The organism is Croceibacterium ferulae, from assembly GCF_003660445.1.
Classification (GTDB): domain Bacteria; phylum Pseudomonadota; class Alphaproteobacteria; order Sphingomonadales; family Sphingomonadaceae; genus Croceibacterium; species Croceibacterium ferulae.
Genome location: NZ_QZVQ01000002.1, coordinates 33,331 through 55,236, shown reverse-complemented (window position 1 = coordinate 55,236; position 21,906 = coordinate 33,331). Strand labels below are relative to the sequence as shown.

General features: G+C 68.5%; 19 protein-coding genes. 8 read left to right on the top strand and 11 right to left on the bottom strand.

What is annotated here, in order from left to right:
* Window positions 1–100 precede the first annotated feature (100 nt).
* The 4 genes from D5S08_RS00955 to D5S08_RS00940 all read left to right on the top strand — a co-directional run bounded on the left by D5S08_RS00955 (window position 101) and on the right by D5S08_RS00940 (window position 6,354).
* Window positions 101–3,043, top strand: coding sequence for a TonB-dependent receptor plug domain-containing protein (locus tag D5S08_RS00955; RefSeq protein WP_121114632.1), 2,943 nt, complete (start codon window positions 101–103; stop codon window positions 3,041–3,043).
* Window positions 3,044–3,119: 76 nt separating this feature from the next.
* The gene (locus tag D5S08_RS00950) at window positions 3,120–3,596 is read left to right on the top strand and encodes an RrF2 family transcriptional regulator (protein WP_121114630.1); all 477 of its coding nucleotides are present in this window, start codon (window positions 3,120–3,122) and stop codon (window positions 3,594–3,596) included.
* A 65-nt stretch (window positions 3,597–3,661) separates the two neighbouring features.
* Window positions 3,662–3,826 (top strand): YezD family protein, encoded by a 165-nt coding sequence (locus tag D5S08_RS00945; RefSeq protein WP_121114628.1) that lies wholly within the window; start codon window positions 3,662–3,664, stop codon window positions 3,824–3,826.
* 77 nt (window positions 3,827–3,903) lie between these two features.
* The gene (locus D5S08_RS00940) at window positions 3,904–6,354 is read left to right on the top strand and encodes a TonB-dependent receptor (RefSeq protein WP_121114627.1); all 2,451 of its coding nucleotides are present in this window, start codon (window positions 3,904–3,906) and stop codon (window positions 6,352–6,354) included.
* 19 nt (window positions 6,355–6,373) lie between these two features.
* On the opposite strand, the gene D5S08_RS00935 is transcribed toward D5S08_RS00940, so the two are convergent.
* From D5S08_RS00935 to D5S08_RS00920, 4 genes are read right to left on the bottom strand one after another with little or no spacing between them, the layout of a single operon-like run.
* The gene (locus tag D5S08_RS00935; protein WP_121114625.1) at window positions 6,374–7,297 is read right to left on the bottom strand and encodes a transglutaminase family protein; all 924 of its coding nucleotides are present in this window, start codon (window positions 7,295–7,297) and stop codon (window positions 6,374–6,376) included.
* On the bottom strand, window positions 7,294–9,792 hold the full coding sequence (locus tag D5S08_RS00930) for a circularly permuted type 2 ATP-grasp protein (protein ID WP_162301894.1): 2,499 nt from the start codon (window positions 9,790–9,792) through the stop codon (window positions 7,294–7,296). The genes D5S08_RS00935 and D5S08_RS00930 overlap by 4 nt, the downstream gene beginning before the upstream one ends.
* Window positions 9,793–9,832: 40 nt before the next feature.
* Window positions 9,833–10,930 (bottom strand): acyltransferase family protein, encoded by a 1,098-nt coding sequence (locus D5S08_RS00925; protein WP_121114621.1) that lies wholly within the window; start codon window positions 10,928–10,930, stop codon window positions 9,833–9,835.
* 56 nt (window positions 10,931–10,986) lie between these two features.
* Window positions 10,987–14,370: a transglutaminase family protein gene (locus D5S08_RS00920; protein WP_121114619.1), complete on the bottom strand. Its 3,384-nt coding sequence runs from the start codon at window positions 14,368–14,370 to the stop codon at window positions 10,987–10,989.
* A gap of 363 nt (window positions 14,371–14,733) precedes the next feature.
* Here D5S08_RS00920 and rpsM point away from each other — a divergent pair, with 363 nt between their 5' ends.
* The 4 genes from rpsM (at window position 14,734) to rplQ (ending at window position 17,329) form a co-directional block, all read left to right on the top strand.
* Window positions 14,734–15,102 (top strand): 30S ribosomal protein S13, encoded by a 369-nt coding sequence (gene rpsM / locus D5S08_RS00915; RefSeq protein ID WP_121115396.1) that lies wholly within the window; start codon window positions 14,734–14,736, stop codon window positions 15,100–15,102.
* A gap of 79 nt (window positions 15,103–15,181) precedes the next feature.
* On the top strand, window positions 15,182–15,571 hold the full coding sequence (gene rpsK / locus D5S08_RS00910) for a 30S ribosomal protein S11 (protein ID WP_039094134.1): 390 nt from the start codon (window positions 15,182–15,184) through the stop codon (window positions 15,569–15,571).
* A 115-nt stretch (window positions 15,572–15,686) separates the two neighbouring features.
* Window positions 15,687–16,748, top strand: coding sequence for a DNA-directed RNA polymerase subunit alpha (locus tag D5S08_RS00905; RefSeq protein WP_121114617.1), 1,062 nt, complete (start codon window positions 15,687–15,689; stop codon window positions 16,746–16,748).
* A gap of 161 nt (window positions 16,749–16,909) precedes the next feature.
* The gene (gene rplQ / locus D5S08_RS00900; RefSeq protein WP_121114615.1) at window positions 16,910–17,329 is read left to right on the top strand and encodes a 50S ribosomal protein L17; all 420 of its coding nucleotides are present in this window, start codon (window positions 16,910–16,912) and stop codon (window positions 17,327–17,329) included.
* A 313-nt stretch (window positions 17,330–17,642) separates the two neighbouring features.
* On the opposite strand, the gene D5S08_RS00895 is transcribed toward rplQ, so the two are convergent.
* From D5S08_RS00895 to D5S08_RS00865, 7 genes are all read right to left on the bottom strand, one after another.
* Entirely contained in the window at window positions 17,643–17,834 is a 192-nt protein-coding gene (locus D5S08_RS00895) for a hypothetical protein (protein ID WP_121114613.1), read from the bottom strand.
* Between the two features lie 68 nt (window positions 17,835–17,902).
* Window positions 17,903–18,115: a cold-shock protein gene (locus tag D5S08_RS00890; protein ID WP_121114611.1), complete on the bottom strand. Its 213-nt coding sequence runs from the start codon at window positions 18,113–18,115 to the stop codon at window positions 17,903–17,905.
* Window positions 18,116–18,259: 144 nt separating this feature from the next.
* Window positions 18,260–18,856, bottom strand: coding sequence for a sugar O-acetyltransferase (locus D5S08_RS00885; protein WP_121114609.1), 597 nt, complete (start codon window positions 18,854–18,856; stop codon window positions 18,260–18,262).
* Window positions 18,853–19,158 carry a YdeI/OmpD-associated family protein gene (locus tag D5S08_RS00880; protein WP_121114607.1) on the bottom strand — a complete coding sequence of 102 codons (306 nt, stop codon included), beginning with the start codon at window positions 19,156–19,158 and terminating at the stop codon, window positions 18,853–18,855. Before D5S08_RS00880 ends, D5S08_RS00885 begins: the two co-directional genes overlap by 4 nt.
* Before the next feature lie 6 nt (window positions 19,159–19,164).
* Window positions 19,165–19,812, bottom strand: a complete 648-nt coding sequence (locus tag D5S08_RS00875) for an inner membrane-spanning protein YciB (protein WP_121114605.1) — start codon at window positions 19,810–19,812, stop codon at window positions 19,165–19,167.
* Window positions 19,812–20,735 (bottom strand): signal recognition particle-docking protein FtsY, encoded by a 924-nt coding sequence (gene ftsY, locus D5S08_RS00870; RefSeq protein WP_121114603.1) that lies wholly within the window; start codon window positions 20,733–20,735, stop codon window positions 19,812–19,814. Before ftsY ends, D5S08_RS00875 begins: the two co-directional genes overlap by 1 nt.
* On the bottom strand, window positions 20,732–21,904 hold the full coding sequence (locus tag D5S08_RS00865; RefSeq protein ID WP_121114601.1) for a MiaB/RimO family radical SAM methylthiotransferase: 1,173 nt from the start codon (window positions 21,902–21,904) through the stop codon (window positions 20,732–20,734). The genes ftsY and D5S08_RS00865 overlap by 4 nt, the downstream gene beginning before the upstream one ends.
* Between the last annotated feature and the right edge of the window lie 2 nt (window positions 21,905–21,906).

Below are 21,906 nucleotides of genomic sequence, written 5' to 3'. Positions count from 1 at the left end.
AGCACCTTTGCACGAAGCGGGCAGCCCACTTGCGCTTGATCAATCCTGCAGCGGGACTATCCGGGCCGCCGCTAACGGGTCCGGAACGGAAAACGACACCATGACATCGCATCGGCTGCTCGCAACGGCCTGCCTGCCGGCACTGGCGCTCGCCGCCAGCCCGGCCGTCGCGCAGCAGGCAGAGACAGCCGAGCCGATCGTGGTCACCGGGACGCTGATCGCGGGCACCGGCGATGGTGCGGCGCCGGTGCAGGTGTGGCGGGCCGAAGACCTGGCCGCACAGGGCGCACCCACCTTGCTGGACCTCACCCGCGTGCTGCCTGCGTCCAGCGGCGTGCTGGGCGATTCCGCGCAGTTCGACGGCCGCAGCCAGTTCGCGGAGGGCAGCGCCTCCATCAATCTGCGCGGACTGGGGCCGCAGCGCACGCTGGTGCTGCTGAACGGCCGCCGCCTGGCGCAGAGCGGGTCCGGCAATGTGCCCTTCGTGGATGTGAACCTGCTGCCGGTCGATGCGCTTGACCGGATCGAGATCCTGACCGATGGCGGCGCCACCACCTATGGCTCCGATGCGATCGGCGGCGTGGTCAACTTCATCACCCGCACGGACCAGAACGGCTTCACCGCCTCTGCCGCACATCGCTTCATCGACGGCTCGCACGGCGACAGCAATGCCGCGCTCGGCTGGGGGGGATGGATCGGTCCGGTGCGCGCCTTCCTGTCGGCCGGATACCAGCACCGCAGCGAGCTGATGGCGGGCGACCGCCGCGCCGTGCTGCGCCCCTATGCCGAGAACCCGCAAGGCGGCTGGACGGGTGGCGGCAATCCCGGCAACTTCGACTGGGACGGGCCGCTGAACGGCACGGGCTTCACCGCAGACGAGGGCTGCGAAGGGCTGGGCGGCTTCCGCTCCCCCGCCAGTGGCGGCGACCTGTGCTTTACCAATTTCCTGGGCTTCACCAACATCGTGGAGCCGGAGGACCGCTACCAGCTGTTCGCCGATCTGGCGGTGGACGTCGGCCCCTCGGCGGAGTTGCGCGTCACCGGGCTGTATGGTCGGCTGGAAACGACGCTGGCGACCTCGCCATCCTTCCTGCCGACCGTCTCGCCATCGGCCAATGCGGCCTTTGGCGGCGATGGGCTGTTCGTCGTTCCGGACTATGCGCCCGCGCTGGTGGATTACTGCGCCCGGTTCGGCGCGGCGGCGGGCTGCGCGCCGGGGCAGCCGGCGCTGGCCTTCCCCGTCCGCTTCCGCCCGCTGCTGTCAGGGGGCAATCCGCTGTATGACAATGCCCGCAACACCGCCAAGCAGCCGCGCGACGCCGACATGTATCAGGCGACGGTGGAGCTCGGCTGGCAGCTGGCAGGCGACATGCGGCTGACCGCCAGTGCGACCTACAGCGAATATGACCGGCACTTCGCCGTGGGCGACAGCTTCGTGGACCTGCTGCAGAATGCGCTGGCCGGCTTCGGCGGACCGGACTGCGCCTATGCCAGCCCGGCCAGCCGCGCGGGGCTGAGCTCGACGCAGCTGGCCGCGATCGCGGGCACGGGCGGCTGCACCTTCTTCAACCCGTTCTCCACCGCGATCCCGGCCAATGCGATCACCGGCGTGGCCAATCCGAATTTCGGCGGCGCGGCGCTCGCCAACGATCTCGCCACGGTCGACCAGATCTACGACCTGTCCTGGCGCGTCGCCAACACCCGCGCCTGGGTGGCTGATCTGGTGCTGGCAGGCGGGACCGGCCTGGTGCTGCCAGGCGGAGAGGCGGAGTTCGCGGTCGGTGGGCAGTTCCGCCGCGACCGCTACGAGCGCCGCTACACCGGGGCCAACAGCCTGGACCTGTTCCCGTGCCCCGGCTCCGTGCTGGACCCCGCGGCGACCTGCGCGGTGGAGACCGGCGCACTGGGCTTCATCGGATCCAACCGCGATGTCGCTGCGGCGGACGAGGTCTGGGCCGGCTTCGCCGAGGCGCGTTTGCCGCTGCTGCCCGGTGTGCTGGTGCAGCTGTCCGCCCGCTACGAAAGCTATGGCGGGGGCGATACGTTCGATCCGCAGGCGCGCATCCGCTGGGAGCTGGCGGACGGCATTGCGCTGCGCGCCGGCGTCGGTTCCACCTTCCGCGCCGCCCCGCCGCAAAGCCGTCTGGTCGACCAGGTCGTGCTCACGCTGATCGGCAGCGCCCTGCGCGCGGTGGATGTGCGCGGCGATCCGGCGCTGGCGCCCGAACGGGCGACCACCTGGAACGCCGGGGTGGATGTCGCCCGTGGCGGCTTCACCGCGGCGCTTGATTACTGGCGCTACGATTTCAGCGGCGCGATCGAGGCGGAGCCGGTGGGCGCGATCATCAGCGCCTTGTTCGGCGCCAGCGGCACCGTCAATTGCGGCAACCCTGCCTTCGCCGCTTTGCAGGCCCGCTTCACCTTCTCCGGCGGCACCTGCGGCATCGGCAATGTGCAGCGCCTGTCCACCCGCCTGTTCAACACCGGCGGGATCGACACCAGCGGCGTGGATGCCCGCGCGGCCTACACCTTCGAACCCGCGGCAGGCCTGCGGCTGGAGGCAGGGCTGAACGCCACCTACACCATCGAGTACCAGACCGACGCGCTGCTGGTGGAAGGCATGGTCGTGCAGCCAGCCTTCGACGCGGTCGGCGGCCTCAACTTCCAGACCACCGCCTATCCGCTGCCCGACCTGAAGGGCTCCGCCTGGCTGCAGGGGGAGGGCGGCGCGCATCTGCTGCGCCTGCAGCTGAACCATGTGGCCGGCTATGACGACCGGCGCGGCGCAGCGATCTTCGGCCCCAATGCCGCGCTCGGCGGGCAGAGCGTGACAGACGGGCAGCATATCGGCAGCTTCACCACGCTGGACGCGACCTGGCGCTGGAACCTGCCGTTGCCCGGCGATGGCACGACCCTGTCGCTGGCCCTGGTCAACCTTACCGACGCGCAGCCCCCGCTAGCTCGGATCGACCAGAACTTCGACCCGTTCACCCACAACGCGCTGGGCCGCACGCTGAAGCTGGGCGTCGCGCAGGTGTTCTGATCCGCGGCGAAATGCGGCGCAAATGTGGCATGGCGCTTGCCGATCCGGGTTCGGCACGGCATGAAGGTAGGCCGCTATGCTTTCCCAGAAGACCCGCTACGCCATCCGCGCCATGCAGCACCTGGCCGACCGGCACGGGCAAGGGCCAGTGCAGCTGGCGGAGATCGCCGCGGCGCAGAACATTCCCGTCAAGTTCCTGACCACCATCCTGTCCGAACTGGCGCGATACGGCATGGTCGGCAGCAAGCGAGGAAAGGTAGGGGGGTACTGGCTGGCGATCCCGCCGGTGGACATCACCTATGGCGACCTGATCCGCCTCATGCGCGGATCGCTGGCGCTGGTGCCCTGCGCCAGCCGCTTCGCGCACGAGAAATGCAGCCACTGTCTGGCCGAGGGCGATTGCCGCACGCGCGCGCTGATGCTGCAGGTGCGGGACCAGACCGCCGCGATCCTGGACGGCATCCGCCTGTCCGACCCGATCGAGCTGATCCCGCCCTTCGCTAATGACGATGATCGGCCCGCCGCACCAAAGCTGCACTTGGGCGACGAATAGCGGAAGGCTATTGTCTACCATCCGGGTTGAGTTACAGACCTGCTCATCGAAGCAGGAGCAATTCGATGGCGACACGAACCGACCTTCATGCCCCCGGGCAGCATGACGATGCGCTGTCCACGATATCGGAGGCGCTTGGCCGTCTGCGCTACGGCGTGATCCAGCTGACCGTGCATGACGGCAAGCTGATGCAGATCGACGTCACCGAGCGGCGTCGCTTCGCCGGCTGAGCCGGCAACCTTCTACCCCTTCACCCGATCAGACCGGACCACCGGATGCATCATCTCCACCTTACGAAAGCGAGACCATGCATCCAAAATCCGTTGCGCTGCTGCTGGCGGCGACCAGTCTTCCTGCATTCACCCCCGCTTATGCCCAGGTGGCCGATCCCGGCTGGGAAAGCGGGGAGGCGCCTCCCTCCGTCGGCACCGGCGCCCGCGATGCCGAGCAGCCGGCCATCCTCGTCACGGCCCGCCGCCGGCAGGAGACCGCGCAGCAGGTGCCGCTGGCGATCAGCGTGGTGGATGCGGACAAGATCGACAATACCGGTGCGTTCAACGTGGGCCGGCTGCAGCAACTGGTGCCGTCGCTCACCTTCTACAGCTCCAACCCGCGCAATTCGGCGGTGAACATCCGCGGCATCGGCGTGCCCTTCGGCCTGACGAATGACGGGTTCGACCAGGGCGTCGGCATCTATGTGGACGACGTCTATTACAACCGCGTCGCCTCCGCCACGTTCGACTTCCTGGACGTGGCGCAGATCGAGGTGCTGCGCGGGCCGCAGGGCACGCTCTACGGCAAGAACACCACCGCCGGCGCGGTGAACATCACCACCCGCCAGCCCACTTTCGACTTCGAGGCGCGGGCGGAGGCGTCGGTCGGCAATCTGAGTTTCGCGCAAGGCAAGGCCAGCCTTTCCGGCCCGATCAGCGACACGGTCGCCGCGCGGCTCGCCTTCTCCGGCACCAGTCGCCGGGGCACGATCCGCAATGTCGCCACCGGCGAATGGATCAACGAGCAGGACAATTTCGGCGTCCGCGGGCAGGTCCTGTGGGAACCGGCCGATAGCGTGGAGGTGACCTTTGCCGCCGATTACAGCACGCAGGATCCGGCCTGCTGCGGGACCGTGTTCGTCCGCACCGGCGCCACGCAGCGGGCGCTGAACCGGCAATACGCGGCGCTGGCGGCCGCGCAGAACTACCAGGTGCCGAACACCGATCCTTTCGCCCGGCGCACCGACATCGATGCCACCCTCAGCGCCGGCAACACCATTGCCGGCGCCTCCGCCCGGCTGCGCTGGGATACCGGCTGGGGCGAACTGACCAGCATCACTGCCTGGCGCTACTGGGACTGGCTGCCGGAAAACGACCGCGACTTCACCGGCCTGCCGATCACCAGCCTGTCGCAGAACCCCAGTCAGCAGAACCAGTGGACGCAGGAGTTCCGCTTCAATCACGATGGTGACCGCGTCGACTTCCTGCTGGGCGCCTTCGCCTTCTATCAGGAGGTGCGCACTCAGGGCACGCAGGCACAGGGTTCGGCGGCCAGCGCCTGGCTGCTGGCACCCTCCAGCCCCCTGTCGCGCGATCCGTCCGTGCTGGACGGGCTGACCGCGCGCAACGACATCCGGCTCGACAATCTCAGCCTCGCCTTGTTCGGCCAGGCCAGCTTCGACCTGACGGACAGCCTCAGCCTCCAGCCGGGCGTGCGGCTGAACTATGACCGCAAGGACGGGCTGTACAATTCGGTGGTGACCAACGGGGCGGGGCAGCTGGTGACCTTCGCCAGCACCGATCCGCGCATCGTGGCGCAGCGCGGCGTGCTGGCGCCGCAATTCTTCGAACCGCAATTCGATGACTGGAACGTCAGCTACGACGTGACGCTCGCCTATGCCATCACCCCCGACATCCGCAGCTATGCGACTTATGCCCGCACCTTCAAGCCAGGCGGCATCAACCTGAACGGCGTGCCAAACGATGCCGCGGGCAATCCGGTGCTGGAGGTGGGCACGGTCGACCCCGAACGGGTCAGCCATTACGAGTTGGGCCTGAAGAGCCAGCTGTGGGATGGGCGCGTCACGCTGAACCTGGCGGCCTTCCGCACGGACATTCGCGACTACCAGGCGCAGGTGGTGAACGGGCAAACCGGCGTGCTGCGCGGCTATCTCGCCAATGCGGAGGCGGTGCGCACGCAAGGAATCGAACTGGATGCATCGCTGCGCCCCTCGACCCGGTTCAACACCTATGTCAGCGGTGCGTTCACCGATGCGACCTACCGCTCCTTCGCCGATGCGCCGTGCCCGCCCGAACTGTCCGGCGGCACCACGGTCGGCGCGGGGCAGACGCCGTCAGCCCCTGGCACGCCCGGCGGGCTCAGCCCGGCAAACTGCGACATTTCCGGCCAGCGCCTGCCAGGCGTGTCGCGCTGGGCGGTGTCCTTCGGGGCGGAGGGCAATGTCCCGGTCACGCTGGCGGGCCGGGTTGGCCAGCTGTACCTTGGCTATGACGGCAGCCATCGTTCGCGCTTCTCGTCCAACCCTACGCCTTCGGCCTACACCTGGATCGACGGCTACCAGCTGCACAATCTGCGCGCGGGTTTTCGCACCGATGCGGGGCTGAACGCCTTCCTGTGGGTGCGCAACCTGGCGGACGAGGACTATTTCGAACAGTTGCAGGTGCCATCGGGCAATACCGGCTTGATCGTCGGCAATCCCGGCGATCCGCGCACCTGGGGCTTCACCGTGCAGTCGCAGTTCTGAGGCGGAGGAACTGAGGCGCTCAGCCGGTGCGGCGGGCGGTGGTGGGCGGTACCACCGCCTCCGCCGCCGGCTCGTCCACCGGCACCACATCCACGCGGAAGTCGGTGCTCTGCTTGCCGCCGCCCACGAAGACGCCGTTCACCGGCGTCACATCGGCATAGTCGCGGCCCACGCCCAGCACAATGTGGTCATCGCGCGCCAGGCTGTTGTTCGTGGGATCGATCCCGATCCACCCGGCATCCGGACCGCACCACGCCGCCGCCCAGGCATGCATCGCATCCGCGCCCACCAGCCGCGGCCGGCCGGGCGGGGGCAGGGTGCGCAGATAGCCGCTGACATAGCCCGCCGGGATGCCGTGCATCCGCAGCGCCACAATCAGCACATGGGCGAAGTCCTGGCACACTCCCGCCTTGGCCGCAAACGCCTCCGCCGGCAGCGTGCGCGAGGTGGTGACGCCGGACGCGTAGGTGAACTCCCGGTGGATCCGCGCGGCAAGGGCGCGCGCTGCGTCCAGCACGGGGGTGTCCGGCAGCAGATCGGGCGCGGCCCAGGCGCCGATCACCTCGTCCAGCGGCGTCATGCTGGCGCCATAGAGATAGGCGGCGGGTGCCAGCGGGCCGAGCGTGCGTTGGTCGCCGGCCAGCTGCCGCAGCGCGTCCAGCGCCGGAGTGGCCTGCGGCACGGGCAGCGGCGCCAGATCGGCCGTGAACTCCGTCACGATGCGCAGCGATGTCAGCCGCTTGTCATACCGCAGCGTCGTGACATGGCTCAGATAGGGGCCGGGTCCGTCCGTCCGTTCTGTCGGCGGCACATCCAGCACCATGGTAAAGTCGCGCACGGTCTGCCCGGGCCAGGCCGCCGGGCGCAGGCGCAGGTTCAGCCGGGCGTCGGACACGCCTGTGCGGTAATGCATCCGCGAATCCTGCCGGACGCGATACCTCACCCCAGCAGCGCCTCCGCCCCCCGCCGGCGCAACACGTCCTGCTGCAGGAAGAACCGCTTGCCGATCGCGTTGGACAGGCCGCCCAGGCCGTCCACCAGATCATCGATCACCGCATGCGTCACATGCTCCGCCTCCAGCGCCTCGATCCGGGCGTGCAGCTGACGGGCCAGCCGCAGCGGCGGATCGGCGCGACCGGAATGCCGCAGCTGCGGCAGCGCCTCCATGTGCTGCACCAGCCGCCGCGTCTGGAAGATCGCACCGCGCGGCTGTTCCGGGTCCAGCAGCACGATGTCGATCGCCGGTGCGGTGAAGGGGCGGGTCATGTAGCGGCCGATATACAGCGCCTCCGCATCGGCCAGGTCCAGCAGCGCGCCCAGATCGTCGGCGCTGGGCTCCGCCGGCAACAGCGCATTGACCGCCTGGAAGATCAGCGAGGCGCGCTCCAGGCACAGGCCCACATCCAGGAAACGCCAGGCATCCGCCCGGCTCAGCGTGTCGGCGATCAGCCGCTGGATGGCCGCGCCGCGCTCGATAGTGGCTTCCGCGGCGGCGATCAGCGATTCCGCATTGCCGGGCACGAACGGGGCAAGCGGGCGACTGATCGCACGCCAGCTGTCGCGACTCAGCCGGTCGCGCAGCAGCAGCGCCAGCGATCGCATCCGCTCCTCCAGCGACGCGACGGAGCTGCCAGCCGTACCGTCGCCCAGCGCAGCCGCCGCGATGTCCAGCGCGCGGCCGTACGGGGAGGACACGGCGCCCCATCGGTACAGCATCTGCGACAGGCGCTGGACGGTGCCGCTCGCGGCCGGGTCGCTCTCCAGGTCGCCGGCACATTGCAGCAGCGTCCGCGCCGCGCGGGCCGTCTGCTGGCAGCGTTCGGCATAGCGCCCGAACCAGAACAGATTGTCCGCCGCCTGGCTGGGAAGCAGCCCCGCGCCGCGGCGGATGGCGGGTGGCTCCTCCGGTGCGGACAGGGTCAGGCGGGGGGAGGGCTGGTCCGCCGCGGCGGCCACGGGATCGACAATGCACACATCGGCCGACAGGTCGCCCGCGCCCATCAGCCAGGTCCGCAGCTCGCCGGATTGCGAGATCCGGCCCAAGCCCCCCGGCAGCACGGTCCAGGCGCCGCTGGCATCACGCGCCAGGAAAGCTCGCAGGGTAAAGCCGCGCGGCTCCAGCCGGTTGCCGACCAGGCAGGGGGTGGTGGACACCTGGATGATCTCCTGCGCGGTATAGTCCATCGCCCGCCGGCTCATTGCCTCACGCAAACGATCGCGTTCCTCCCCGCTCAGGCTGCTGCCCTGCCGGGTGGCGCCATCCGGCAGCAGCGCCACCGGCGTGCGGAAGGAGGAGGACAGCACCAGATCGTCCAGGTTTGCCAGCACATGGTCCCGCTCCGCCGGGCCGCCGCACCACCAGGTGGCGGCATTGGGCAGCAGCAGCGGCTCCCCGCGCAACTCGCGGCACAGGCGCGGGATGAAGGCGGACATGGCGCGCGATTCCACCACCCCGCCGCCCATCCAGTTGGCCACCGCCAGCTGTCCGCTCTCGCAGGCGGACAGCAGGCCCGGCACGCCGATCCGGCTGCGCGTATCGAAATTCAGCGGATCGATCGAATGCGTGTTGATCCAGCGCCACAGCGCATCGATCCGCTTCAGCCCCGCGATCGTGCGCACGAACAGCCGCCCGTCGCGCACCACCAGGTCGCGCCCTTCCACCAGAGAGAAGCCCAGGTGCCGCGCGAGATAGGCCTGTTCGGGATAGGACTGGCTGAACCGCCCCGGCGTCAGCAGCGCGACCCGCGGCTCGCTGCGCTGGCAATCGGCGGCGATGCCGGAGCGCAGCGCATCGAAGAAGTCGCTCTGCCGGCGCGTGCCCATCTCCGCCAGTGCCCCGCCCGTGGCACGGCTGACCGCCAGGCGGTTCTCCAGCGCATAGCCGACGCCAACGGCGAAGCGCGCGCGATCGGCCAGCACGCGCCATTCGCCGGTGGGGCCACGCGCCAGGTCGATCGCCAGCACCTGCAGATGATGCCGCGGGGGGGCAAGGCCGACCATGCGCCGGGCGAAATGGGGCGATCCGGAGACCATCGCGGCCGGCAGATGCCCTTCGCGCACCAGTCGCTGCGGGCCGTAGATATCGGCCACGATCGCCTCCAGCAGCTCCGCCCGCTGCACCAGCCCGGCGGCGATCCCGCGCCATTCGGACGCGCCGATCACGATCGGCACCGGGCCCAGCGGCCAGGACCGTTCCTGTTCGTCCCCCGTCAGGCGGAAGGCGATGCCCAGCTCTGCGACATGCCGGTCGATCTGCGTCTGCGCCGCGCCAAGCTGCCCGCCGCCCTGCCGCGCCAGCCCCGCCACGAAGCCACGCCAGGCATCGGCCACCGCCGGGGTGGAGGCGCAGTACAAATCCGCGCCCGGATCGCCGGCATACCAGGCGAGCGGATCGATCCCGGGTTCGGGACCGAACAGACCGACGCCCTGACTTGCCATGATTGCGGCGATCCTTCCTTTAACGAACTTGCGGCGCTGCTCATACAGCGTGCGGGGCATGCGCAATACCCCGTGGCGGCACATAGGCGAACCGGCTTTTCCACTTCAGCAAAGGCTGCTCCATGAACCGCCACGACAGGGCTGCCGCCGCGATGGTCACGCCGCCGCAGACCAGCAAGGTGGCCCAGCCCGGCCGCAGTTGCTCCGGACGGAACAGCCCGAAGGCGAAGTAGATGTGGTACAGATAGATGCCGTAGGATCGCCGGCCCAGCCACACCAGCACCCGATTGCCCAGCAGAGCGCCGGCCAGCGGGCGCGGGCCGTGCCTGGCGAACAGGATCAACCCCGCATAGGAAAGACACGATAGCGGGCCGCTCAGGCCCTTCGCCGCCAGGCCGGGCAGGAACGCGGAAAGCCCCACCGTCATCGACAGCCCGGTCACGACCACCGCCAGCACCGGCACGGTCCACCAGCGGCGCAGGCGCCCCCGGGCCTCCACCCACGCCAGCAGCGCGCCGGCGCCCAGCGCATCCAGCTGCTGGACCAGCAGCAGCCCATAGCCCGGCTCCCGTGCATGCTGCGCCTCGCTCAGCGCCAGGTTCCACGTGATGGCCAGCGCGATCAGCCCGGCGCACAGCAGCCCTGCAGCGCGCGGATCCCGCCCCCATTGCAGCGCCAGCAGCAGCCCCACCGGCCACAGCAGGTAGAACTGCTCCTCCACCGCCAGCGACCACAGATGGCCGGTGATGATCGGGTCCCAGTCTCCGCGCAGTGCCAGCAGGATGTTGGTGGTGAAGGTCAGGTGCCACCATGCGGTGTCGCGGATATCATAGGCGTTCAGCGCCAGCGCGATCAGCAAGGCCAAGTAATATGGCGGGAAGATCCGCAGCACCCGCCTGGCCCAGAAGGCCCGCAGGATGTCCCACGTCGCGGCGCCGCTTGCATGGGCGGACAGCAGGATATGCGTGATCAGGTAGCCGCTGATGCAGAAGAACAGGCGCACCCCGGACCCGGCCAGCCCGAATTCAAGCCAGTAGAGATGGCCGACCAGCACGCACATGGCGGCCAGTGCCCGCAATCCGTCGATCTCCGGGCAGTAGGCGATGCCCGTCAGGCCGGCGGCAGTGCGGTCAGTCATCCGGCCCACCGTCGCTCCTAACGGCGACGGTGGGCAATGCTTTGTCGGCTGACGGACTAACCGCCGGTGCGCGGTGCGGGGCGGCGCAGGTCCAGCGTCATGGGGAACTCGCCACCTGCCTCCGCCGCCGGAATGTCGATCCGCCCCGGCGTGTGCCCATGGTCCACGAAGCGCGCCTTGCGCCGGCTTTCCGCCTCGTAATCATTGACCGGCACATCGGCGTAGGCCCGCCCCCCAGGGTGGGCCACATGATACACGCACCCGCCCAGCGACCGGCCGTTCCAGCTGTCCAGCACGTCAAAGGTCAACGGCGGGTCGGCGCCCAGAAGCGGGTGCATGCAGCTATGCGGCGCCCAGGCCTTGTACCGGATGCCGCCCACCGCCTCTCCCGGGCGGCCGGTGGGATGCAGCGGCACGCGCCGGCCGTTGCAGGCGATGACATGGCGCCCCGGCACCAGCCCCTTGGCGCGCACCTGCAGCCGTTCGGTGGAGCTGTCGACATAGCGCACCGTACCGCCGATCGCGCCGCTTTCGCCCAGCACGTTCCACGGCTCCAGCGCATGGCTGATCTCCAGCTCCACGCCGCCTGCCTCCACCGTGCCGTGCACGGGGAAGCGGAACTGGCGCTGCGCCTCGAACCAGTTGGGGTCGAAATCGTAGCCGGCCTGGCGCAGATCGTTCAGCACCTCCGTGAAATCCGCCCAGCAGAAATGCGGCAGCAGGAACCGGTCGTGCAGCGCGGTGCCCCAGCGGACCAGATCGCCATCCTGCGGCTCGCGCCAGAACCACGCGAACAGCGCGCGCAGCAGCAATTGCTGCGCCACGCTCATCTTCGCGTCCGGCGGCATCTCGAAGGCGCGGAACTCCACCAGTCCCAGCCGGCCGGTCGGGCCGTCGGGGGAATAGAGCTTGTCGATGCAGATCTCCGTCCGGTGCGTGTTGCCCGTGACATCCACCAGCATGTTGCGGAACAGCAGGTCCACCACCCACGGGAACCCCTGCGGCGCATCCGGCCCCGGCACCTGCGCCAGCGCGATCTCCAGCTCGTACAGGCTGTCATGCCGCGCTTCGTCGATCCGCGGCGCCTGGCTGGTGGGGCCGATGAACAAGCCGGAAAACAGGTAGGACAGGGAAGGGTGCCGCTGCCAGTAGAGCACGAAGCTCTTCAGCATGTCCGGCCGGCGGATGAAGGCGCTGTCGGGGAAGGTCGCGCCGCCCAGCACGATGTGATTGCCCCCGCCGGTGCCGATCGACCGACCGTCCACCATGAACTTGTCCGCCGTCAGCCCGCATTCGCGCGCCGCATCATACAGCTGCGTGGTGATGTCGGTCACCTCGGCGAAGCTGGCCGCGGGGTGGATGTTGACCTCGATCACGCCGGGGTCCGGCGTCACCTTCAGCACATGCACGCGCGGGTCCGGCGGCGGGGGGTAGCCTTCGATGCGGACGGGCACGCCCATCGCCTTGGCCGTCGCCTCGATCGTGGCGATCAGCTCCAGGAAGTCCTCCATCGCCTCTACCGGGGGCACGAAGACGGACAGGTAGGATCCGCGCGCCTCCACCGTCATGGCGGTGCGCACCGCGCCTTCGATGATCCGCTGCTCGACCATCTCCTGCCGGTTGCCGTCGGGCCCCTCGACCCGCTCCATCCGTTGCGATGCGGGCCGTTCGCGATCATCGGCGCCGCTTTCGGGCCCTTGCGCGCGGTAATCGGCCAGCGGCGCGGCGGCATCGGTGGTCACGCGCGGATGGATGTAGGGGTAGTCGGACTTGCCGACATGCGGCAGGCTGCCCAGCGGCAGGCGATAGCCAAGCGACGCATCGCCCGGCACCGCGAACAGCGCATCGCGCCGCACGCTCCATTGCTCGCTCTTCCACTTGCTGGTCTTCGCCGGCTCCGCCTGCCAGCGCTGGATCGGCAGCACATAGCCGACCGGCTGGCTGAGGCCCCGGCTGAAGGTGCGCACGATGCGGGCGCGCTCCTCCGGATCATCCACCTTCGGATCGGCGGTGGTGACGTTCACCGGCAGCTCGCCCTCCCGCTCAATCCAGCGGACCGGGTCTTCATAGACTGGGCGGACATAATCGTCCCACAGGCCCAGTCCGGCGGCGGCGCGGTCCAGGAAGGCCTGCGCCTCCGCCGGGCCCAGCGCGCCTTCGTGCACCGCATTGTCGCCGGTCAGCTCGCTGCTGCCGGCAAATGCGATCAGGTCCTCGTCCTGCCACAGCGGCGTGCCGTCCTTGCGCCAGTAGAGCGAGAAGCCCCAGCGCGGCAGGCTTTCGCCCGGATACCACTTGCCCTGGCCGTGATGCAGCAGCGCGCCCGGCGCGAAGCGGCGGCGCAGATTGCGGATCAGCCGGTCGGCATACAGGGCCTTGGTCGGGCCGACCGCCTCCCCGTTCCACTCGGCGGCTTCCGGGTCGTCGGCGGCGACAAAGGTCGGCTCCCCGCCCATGGTCAGGCGGCAATCGCCCGCTTCCAGATCGGCATCGACCTTGGCGCCCAGGTCCAGCAGCGCCTGCCAGCGGGCATCGGTGAACGGCTTGGTGATGCGCACCGCCTCGTGCACCCGGTCCACCCGCATGGCGAACTCGAAATCGGTCCGCGCCGCGTCGAGCAGCGCGCCCGAGACCGGCGCGGCGGAGCGGTAATGCGGCGTGGCGGCGAGCGGGATGTGTCCTTCGCCCGCAAACAGCCCGCTGGTGGGATCGAGGCCGATCCAGCCCGCGCCCGGCACATAGATCTCGGCCCAGGCATGCAGGTCGGTGAAATCCTCCTCCGTCCCGCGCGGGCCGTCCACGGCGACCACGTCGGGCTTCATCTGGATGAGGTAGCCGGACACGAACCGCGCGGCATAGCCCAGCCGCCGCAGCACATTGACCAGCAGCCAGCCGGAATCGCGGCAGCTGCCGGTCGCCAACCGCAGCGTCTCGTCCGGCGTCTGCACGCCCGCTTCCATGCGCACGGTATAACCGACACGCTCCTGCACGCCCCGGTTCAGCGCCACCAGGAAGTCGATCGTGCGCCCCTGCCAGCCGGCGAACTCCGCCACCAGCGCATCGAACAGCGGCCCTTCGCCTTCGCCCGCGAAATAGGCCGACAGCTCCTCGCGCAATTGCGGATCGTAGGTGAAGGGCACCGCTTCCGCGCTCTCCTCCACGAAGAAGTCGAACGGGTTGATGACGGCAAGGTCCGCCAGCAGGTCCACCTGGATGGACATGTGCGTGACCGGTTCGGGGAAGATCACGCGCGCCAGCCAGTTGCCGTGCGGGTCCTGCTGCCAGTTCAGGAAGTGGTTGGCGGGTTCGATCTTCAGCGAATAGTTGGGCACCGCGGTGCGGGTGTGGGGGGCGGGGCGCAGGCGGATAACCTGCGGGCCGAGGCGGACGGGCCTGTCGTAGCGATACGACGTGGCATGGTGCAGTGCGGCGCGGATCACGCTGCCGTTCTACCCTACCGGTCGCCGGGTGCAACAACCCCTTCGGTATTCACGCACCTTTGACGCGGAAGGCTCACTGCGTTATAATTCGTGCCACGGTCCACTCCGCAAGTTGCAGGCGGTGCCTCGCCGTGCCCGCCACCTGCGTTTAGCAGGTTGACGACGGGGCCGAATCGCTTTAGGCGCGCACTCCATTCGCTTTACCGGTGACGAACAAACCGACAGGGCCGCAGCGTTCATGCGCGCCGGTCGGTCCATTTTCGTTTGGGGCAACCGCTCCTTTTCCGGAACGGCGAATGTAACCGCGATGAGATGGAGCACCTGCCGGCCGGCTGGCGCCCTGTGGAGCATGGAGAAGACGTTTTGGCTCGTATTGCCGGGGTAAACATCCCCACCAACAAGCGCGTGATTGTCGCACTCACCTACATTCATGGTATCGGCCCTGCGACGGCGAAGGAAATCGCCAAGAAGCTGGGCATTGACGAGGCCCGCCGCGTGCAGGACCTGTCCGACGCCGAAGTCCTGCAGATCCGCGAGGCGATCGACGCCGAGTACACCGTGGAAGGCGATCTGCGTCGCAACACCGCGATGAACATCAAGCGTCTGATGGACCTGGCCTGCTATCGCGGCCTGCGTCACCGCAAGGGCCTGCCCGTCCGTGGCCAGCGCACCCACACCAATGCCCGCACCCGCAAGGGCAAGGCAAAGCCGATCGCCGGCAAGAAGAAGTAAGCCGCTGCCGGCCAGCCGCTCCGTATCGGACCGGCCGGGCCGCGCGCTTTCTTGACGAGACAGGACAGGATACCCAAATATGGCACGCGAACCTCAGCGCATTCGTCGGCGGGAGCGCAAGAACATCTCTTCTGGCGTCGCTCATGTGAATGCCAGCTTCAACAATACCATGATCACCATCACCGATGCGCAGGGCAATGCGATCAGCTGGTCCTCGGCCGGCGCGATGGGCTTCAAGGGCAGCCGCAAGTCGACTCCCTATGCCGCCCAGGTTGCTGCCGACGATGCCGGCAAGAAGGCCGCCGAACACGGCGTCCGCACGCTGGAAGTGGAGATCAAGGGTCCGGGTTCGGGTCGCGAAAGCGCCCTGCGCGCGCTGCAGGCGGTGGGTTTCACCATCACCTCGATCCGCGATGTGACCCCGATCCCGCATAACGGCGTGCGCCCGTCCAAGCGTCGCCGCGTCTGATCGTGTCGCCCGGCAGGCCATCCGCAGGCCGTCGGGCGAACCTTTTGCACGGCCGCGACGCTTCACCGGCGTCTGCGGCCGTTGCCGCCAGCACCAGACCATTTAGGGGAAGTCCATGTCCGTCAATGTGAAGAACTGGCAGGAACTGAAGAAGCCCAACACTCTCGACATCAAGGCGATCGGCGATGCCAAGCGCCGTGCCACCTTCGTGGCCGAGCCGCTGGAGCGGGGCTACGGCCTGACGCTCGGCAACGCGCTGCGCCGGGTGCTCCTGTCCAGCCTTCAGGGCGCGGCGATCACCGCGATCCGCATCGAGAACGTGCTGCACGAATTCTCGTCGCTCGCCGGCGTGCGCGAGGACGTGACCGACATCGTCCTCAACGTGAAGCAGATCGCCCTGCGCATGGAGGGTGAAGGCCCCAAGCGCCTGCAGCTGTCCGCCACCGGCCCGGCCGAGGTGAAGGCCGGCGACATTGCCGTGACCGGCGATATCGAGGTGATGAACAAGGACCTGGTGATCTGTCATCTGGACGAAGGCGCCACGCTCAACATGGAGCTGACCGCCGATGTGGGCAAGGGCTACGTCCCGGCCGTGCAGAACCGCCCGGTCGACGCACCGATCGGCCTTATCCCGGTCGACTCGCTGTACTCGCCGATCCGCCAGGTCAGCTACAAGATCGACAATGCCCGCGTCGGGCAGGAACTCGATTATGACAAGCTGAACCTGACCGTGGAAACCGACGGCACCGTGACGCCGGAAGATGCCGTGGCCTATGCCGCGCGCATCCTGCAGGACCAGCTGCAGCTGTTCGTCCACTTCGAAGACGGCATGCCGCAGGCATCCGCCCCGATGACGAGCGGCGGCATGGTCGCCCCGGCGGAAGAGAGCGACACCAACCAGCTCAACCGTTACCTGCTGAAGAAGGTGGACGAGCTGGAGCTGTCGGTCCGTTCGGCCAACTGCCTGAAGAACGACAACATCATCTATATCGGCGATCTGGTGCAGAAGACCGAGGCGGAGATGCTGCGTACGCCGAATTTCGGCCGCAAGTCGCTGAACGAGATCAAGGAAGTGCTGTCCGGCATGGGCCTGCGCCTGGGCATGGACATCCCCGGCTGGCCGCCCGAGAACATCGAGGAAATGGCCAAGAAGCTGGAGCAGGAGCTGCTGGGCTAAGGCCGGCAGCGGCTGCGCCCCGGACAAGCGACCTGCGCGAAAGCACTTGGTCGCTTGGCCGCCGGCATACGGTCTGAAGAGTTGGGCACAGGTTCGGAGCCCTTAATTCGAACCAGGACCGGGGTACCTGAAACGGCCCCCTTACGAATGGAGCACCTATCATGCGTCACGGCATTTCCGGCCGCAAGCTGCAGCGCAAGTCCGGCCACCGCGCCGCCCTGCTGCGCAACATGGCCGCCGCGCTGATCAAGCACGAGCAGATCAAGACCACCACGCCCAAGGCGAAGGAACTGCGCCCCTATGTCGAGAAGCTGATCACGCTGGCCAAGCGTGGCGGCCTGTCCAACCGTCGTCTGGCACACTCGCGCCTGATGGACGACACGCAGGAGCGCAAGCTGTTCGAGGTGCTGGCGGAGCGTTATGCCGGCCGCGAGGGTGGCTATGTCCGCATCATCAAGGCCGGCTTCCGCGCCAGCGACGCGGCCCCGATCGCCTATATCGAGCTGGTCGACCGCGATGTCTCCGCCAAGGGCCAGGACAGCGGCCCGGTGCAGACCGAGGAAGAGTACGAGGAAGCCTGATCGTCGGGCTTTCTACGGGAACGAAAAAGGGCGCCGGCGACGGCGCCCTTCTTTTTGTGCCTGCGTCTGGTGCTGCCCGCTCGAGCATCGGCCTGATGCACCGTCCGGCGTTCATGGGCGTCGATTGCTCGTAGGAAGCCAGGCGCACGCACATCTCGCCGAAAGGAGCGTAGCCTGAGCGGATCGGTATATGGATTGTCGGCATCCGGCTCGCGGCCCGAAGGGGGGCGGCCAGGTCGTTGCGCTCACGAAGGTCAGCGCAGAAGCGGACCGGCCCACCTGGGGCCCGTCGGCAAGCTCCTCGAAGGAGCATTTATTCGGTGTCGGCCGCAGCCATCTTGCGATCTTCGCGCTGCTTGGTCACGCGCTCGGCAGAAGCGGCCATCGTCTCGAAGGCGGCAACGGAGCGCAGTGCGCGGTCGCGGACATTGTCCAGAACGGCCGTATCGGCCTCTTCACGAGCCTTGGCCGCCTGCGCACGGTAGAAGAGAGCGTCCTGGGCCATGGTAATCCTTGCTGAAATGGAGATCGCCGCGCGGGTTGAACCCCGCGCGGCAATCTTCCGGATGACGATCAGTCAGCCGCTTCGAGGTTGACCGCGCTGGTCTTGCCGCGACGGTCCTGCTCCAGCTCGTAGCTGACCTTCTGGTCTTGGCGCAGAGTGGACATGCCGGCACGCTCCACGGCGCTGATGTGCACGAATGCGTCGGCGCCGCCGCCATCGGGCGCAATGAAGCCATAGCCCTTGTCGGCGTTGAAGAACTTGACGGTTCCGGTAATGCTCATGGTATTTCCTTCTTTATGAACGTCGGCTCCGCGTGAGCCGGCGGGTGCACGAGGGCAGGGAAAGAAGGAAGAAAGGAGCCGCAAAGCGCCGATAGACCGTCTATATGCGACTGTAGCCCGGACTATATGCGCCTTTGCAGACGGTTACGCAAGGTCTGCGGACAATTGCTGTCCGGCAGCGCGATCTTCCTCCGTCAGTTCGCGGATCACCCGGCACGGATTGCCCGCGGCGAACACCCCGGCGGGAACGTCCCGCGTCACCACGCTGCCCGCGCCAATTACGCTGCCCGCACCGATCGTGACGCCCGGCAGGATCAGCGCGCCGGCGCCGACCCACACATCCGAACCGATCGTGATCGGCTGGCCATATTCCCGGCTGCGGCGCAGGGCCGCATCCATCGGGTGCATCGGCGTCAGCACCTGCACGCCGGGGCCGAACATCGTGTAGTCGCCGATCGCCACCGGGCAGACGTCCAGGATGATGCAGTTGAAGTTGAAGAACACCCGCTCGCCCAGCGTGATGTTCGAACCATAGTCGCAGAAGAACGGTGGCTGGACCCACAAGCTGTCGCCGCCTTGGCCGAAGATGCGCCGGCACAGGTCGCGGCGCAGCACCTCCTCTTCTTCCGCCGAGGCGTTCAGCTGCTGGCACAGCCCGCGCACGGCATTGCGCCGGGCCACAAGATCCGGGTCCAGCGCGTCGTACAGCTCGCCCCGCACCATCCTGTCATGTTCGGTCATCCGCGTGCCTTGTCGATCAGCACCGCCTGCTGCCAGCGGCCCGGCGTTTTGTCGGTGCGGTGGATGCAGCCCGCCCAGCAGCAGGGCCGCTTGCGCCCCTCCAGCACTTCCTCGGTCGCCCGCACGATGCGGCGCTGCCGCGTGGCCGTCTGCTTCGCATCCTCCACCCAGCAGATGAACTCGTTGCGCCCGAGCGGCGTCAGTGCAGCCCAGCGCGCCCGCAGCTCCGGTGTTGCACCGATCGCCTCCTGCAGGTCAGCGGGTGCCTGATGCACCGTGCCATGCGGGAAGCCGTCGGCCACCGGGGTTCACTCCACCGGCGGGTTCTGCGCCACCTGCTCTTCCGCGCCGGTGGCCAGACCGTGGCGCAGCAGCATGGGCAGCTGGGTGAAGGTGAACAGGAAGGACAGCGGCATGAACAGCCACAGCTTGGCCGCCAGCCAAGCCTCGAAGCTGAGGGCGTAGGTCAGCGCGACGTTCAGCGCCGCCAGGACCAGGAAGAACAGGCCCCAGTTGCGGCTCAGCTTCAGCCAGCCTTCGTCGTTCAGCCCGTCGAACGCGGCCTCCAGCAGCACCTTCAGCAGCGCCTTGCCCCGCTGCCAGCCCACCAGCAGCGCGATGCCGAAGCCCAGATAGATGATCGTCGGCTTCCACTGGATGAAGCGCTGGTCCTGAAAATAGATGGTCAGCGCGCCGAAGCCCACGATCAGCGCGGTGGACAGCGCCAGCATCGGGCTGATCTTGCCCAGCCGCCACTTGCTCACCGCCAGCGCCACCAGCGACGCCACGATGAAGACGCCCGTGCTCTTGACCACTGCCATGATCTCCCCGGCGCCATCCTCGCCATCGGGGCTGAAGTGGCGATAGGCCAGGAAGAACACGATCAGCGGCCCGTAATCGACCGCCACGTTGATCCAGCCGGATCTGGCTTTCGGCTTCGCTTCCAATTTCGCCATCACGCCACCCCCGCGATCACGCGCGCGACCAGGTCGGGGTCGAAGGGGCGCAGATCGTCAAGCGTTTCGCCCACCCCGATCGCGTGGATCGGCAGGCCGTATTGTTCCGCCGCGGCCACCAGCACGCCGCCGCGCGCGGTGCCGTCCAGCTTGGTCATGATCAGGCCCGTCACCCCGGCCACCTCGCGGAACACGTCGATCTGGTTCAGCGCATTCTGCCCGTTGGTGGCGTCCAGCACCAGCACCACGTCGTGCGGGGCGGCGGGGTTCAGGCGGCCCAGCACGCGGCGGATCTTGGCCAGTTCGTCCATCAGCTCGCGCCGGTTCTGCAACCGGCCGGCGGTGTCCACGATCAGCGCATCGATGCCGGTGTCGGTGGCGCGCTTCACCGCGTCGAACACCACGCTGGCCGGGTCGCCGCCTTCCGGCCCGCGCACCAGCGGCACGCCGATCCGGTCCGCCCATACGCCCAGCTGGCCGATCGCGGCCGCGCGGAAGGTGTCGCCGGCGGCCAGCAGCACGCCGTAATCCTCTTCCTGGAACAGATGCGCCAGCTTGGCGATGGTGGTGGTCTTGCCGCTGCCATTGACGCCGATCACCAGCACCACTTGCGGGCGGGGGAAGGCGGTCACCTCCAGCGGCTTGGCCACCGGGCGCAGGATGGCGGCGATCTCCTCCGCCACGGCTTCCTTCAGCTCGCGTTCCGTCATGCTCAGGCCGAAGCGCTTGTCGGACAGGCGCCGGCGGATGCGGCCGGCGGCAGCGGGGCCGAGGTCGGACAGGATCAGCGCATCCTCCACCTCGTCCAGCGTGGCATCGTCCAGCTTGGCCGTGCCGACCACGCCCGCCAGATTGCCGCCCAGCCGTTCGGATGTCTTGCGGAACGCGCCCAGCAGCCGCTCGCTCCAGCCCGCTTCACTCATCGCAACAATCCTTCTTCGATATCCTGCGGCACCACGCGCACGATCGTGCCCGACACCGTGTTGCCGGGCAGGGCGACCCGCGCGAAATTGCCGGCATGGCCAGTGCCATCACGCTCCGCCAGCACATCCAGTTCCTGACCGATCAGCGATCGGAGCCAGAGATCCCGCACCCGCGCCACTTCCCGGCGCAGCTCCGCCGCGCGCGCCTTGACCAGCGGCGGCGAGACCTGCGGCATCCGTGCGGCCGGCGTGCCGGGACGCGGGGAGTAGGGGAACACATGCCCATGCACGATGCCCAGTTCGGCCACGATTGACAGGTTGGCGCTGTGCATCGCCTCGTCCTCCGTCGGGAAGCCGGCGATCAGGTCCGCACCCAGCGCGATCTCGGGCCGCCGCGCCCGCAGATCCCCCACCAGCCGCACCGCATCCGCGCGGCCATGCCGCCGCTTCATGCGCTTCAGCACCAGATCATGCCCGTGCTGCAAGGACAGGTGCAGGTGCGGCATCACCCGTGCCTCACCGGCCAGCAGCTCCAGCAGCAAGCCGTCGATCTCCACCCCGTCCAGCGATGACAGCCGCAACCGCGCCAGCCGCGGAAACTCCCGCAGGACCGCCGCCACCAGCACGCCCAGCCCGGGTGCGCCGGGCAGATCATGCCCCCAGCTGGTCAGGTCCACGCCCGTCAGCACGATCTCCGCCGCGCCGCGCGCAAGGTCACGTTCCACCTCGCGCAGCACCTGTGCCACCGGCAGCGACCGGCTCGGCCCGCGCCCCTGCGGGATCACGCAGAAGGTGCAGGCATGGTCGCACCCGTTCTGCACCGCCACGAAACCGCGCGAATGCAGCGGCACGACCGGCGCCGACACGGCCGGCACATTCCAGCTGCGCGCATCCAGCTTGGCGGCGTTAGGCACCAGCCCGTCCACCTCCGGCATGGCGGCCAGCCCCTCGCGCTCCACCTCCGCCGCACAGCCGGTAACCAGCAGCCGCGCATCGGGCCGCGCCCGCCGCGCGCGGCGGATCGCCTGCCGCGTCTGGCGCACCGCCTCCGCCGTCACCGCGCAGCTATTGATCACCACCAGATTGTCCGCGCCGGCCAGCAGGCCGCGCATCCGCTCGGACTCCGCCAGGTTCAGCCGGCAGCCGAGGTTCACCACCTCCACACTCACCG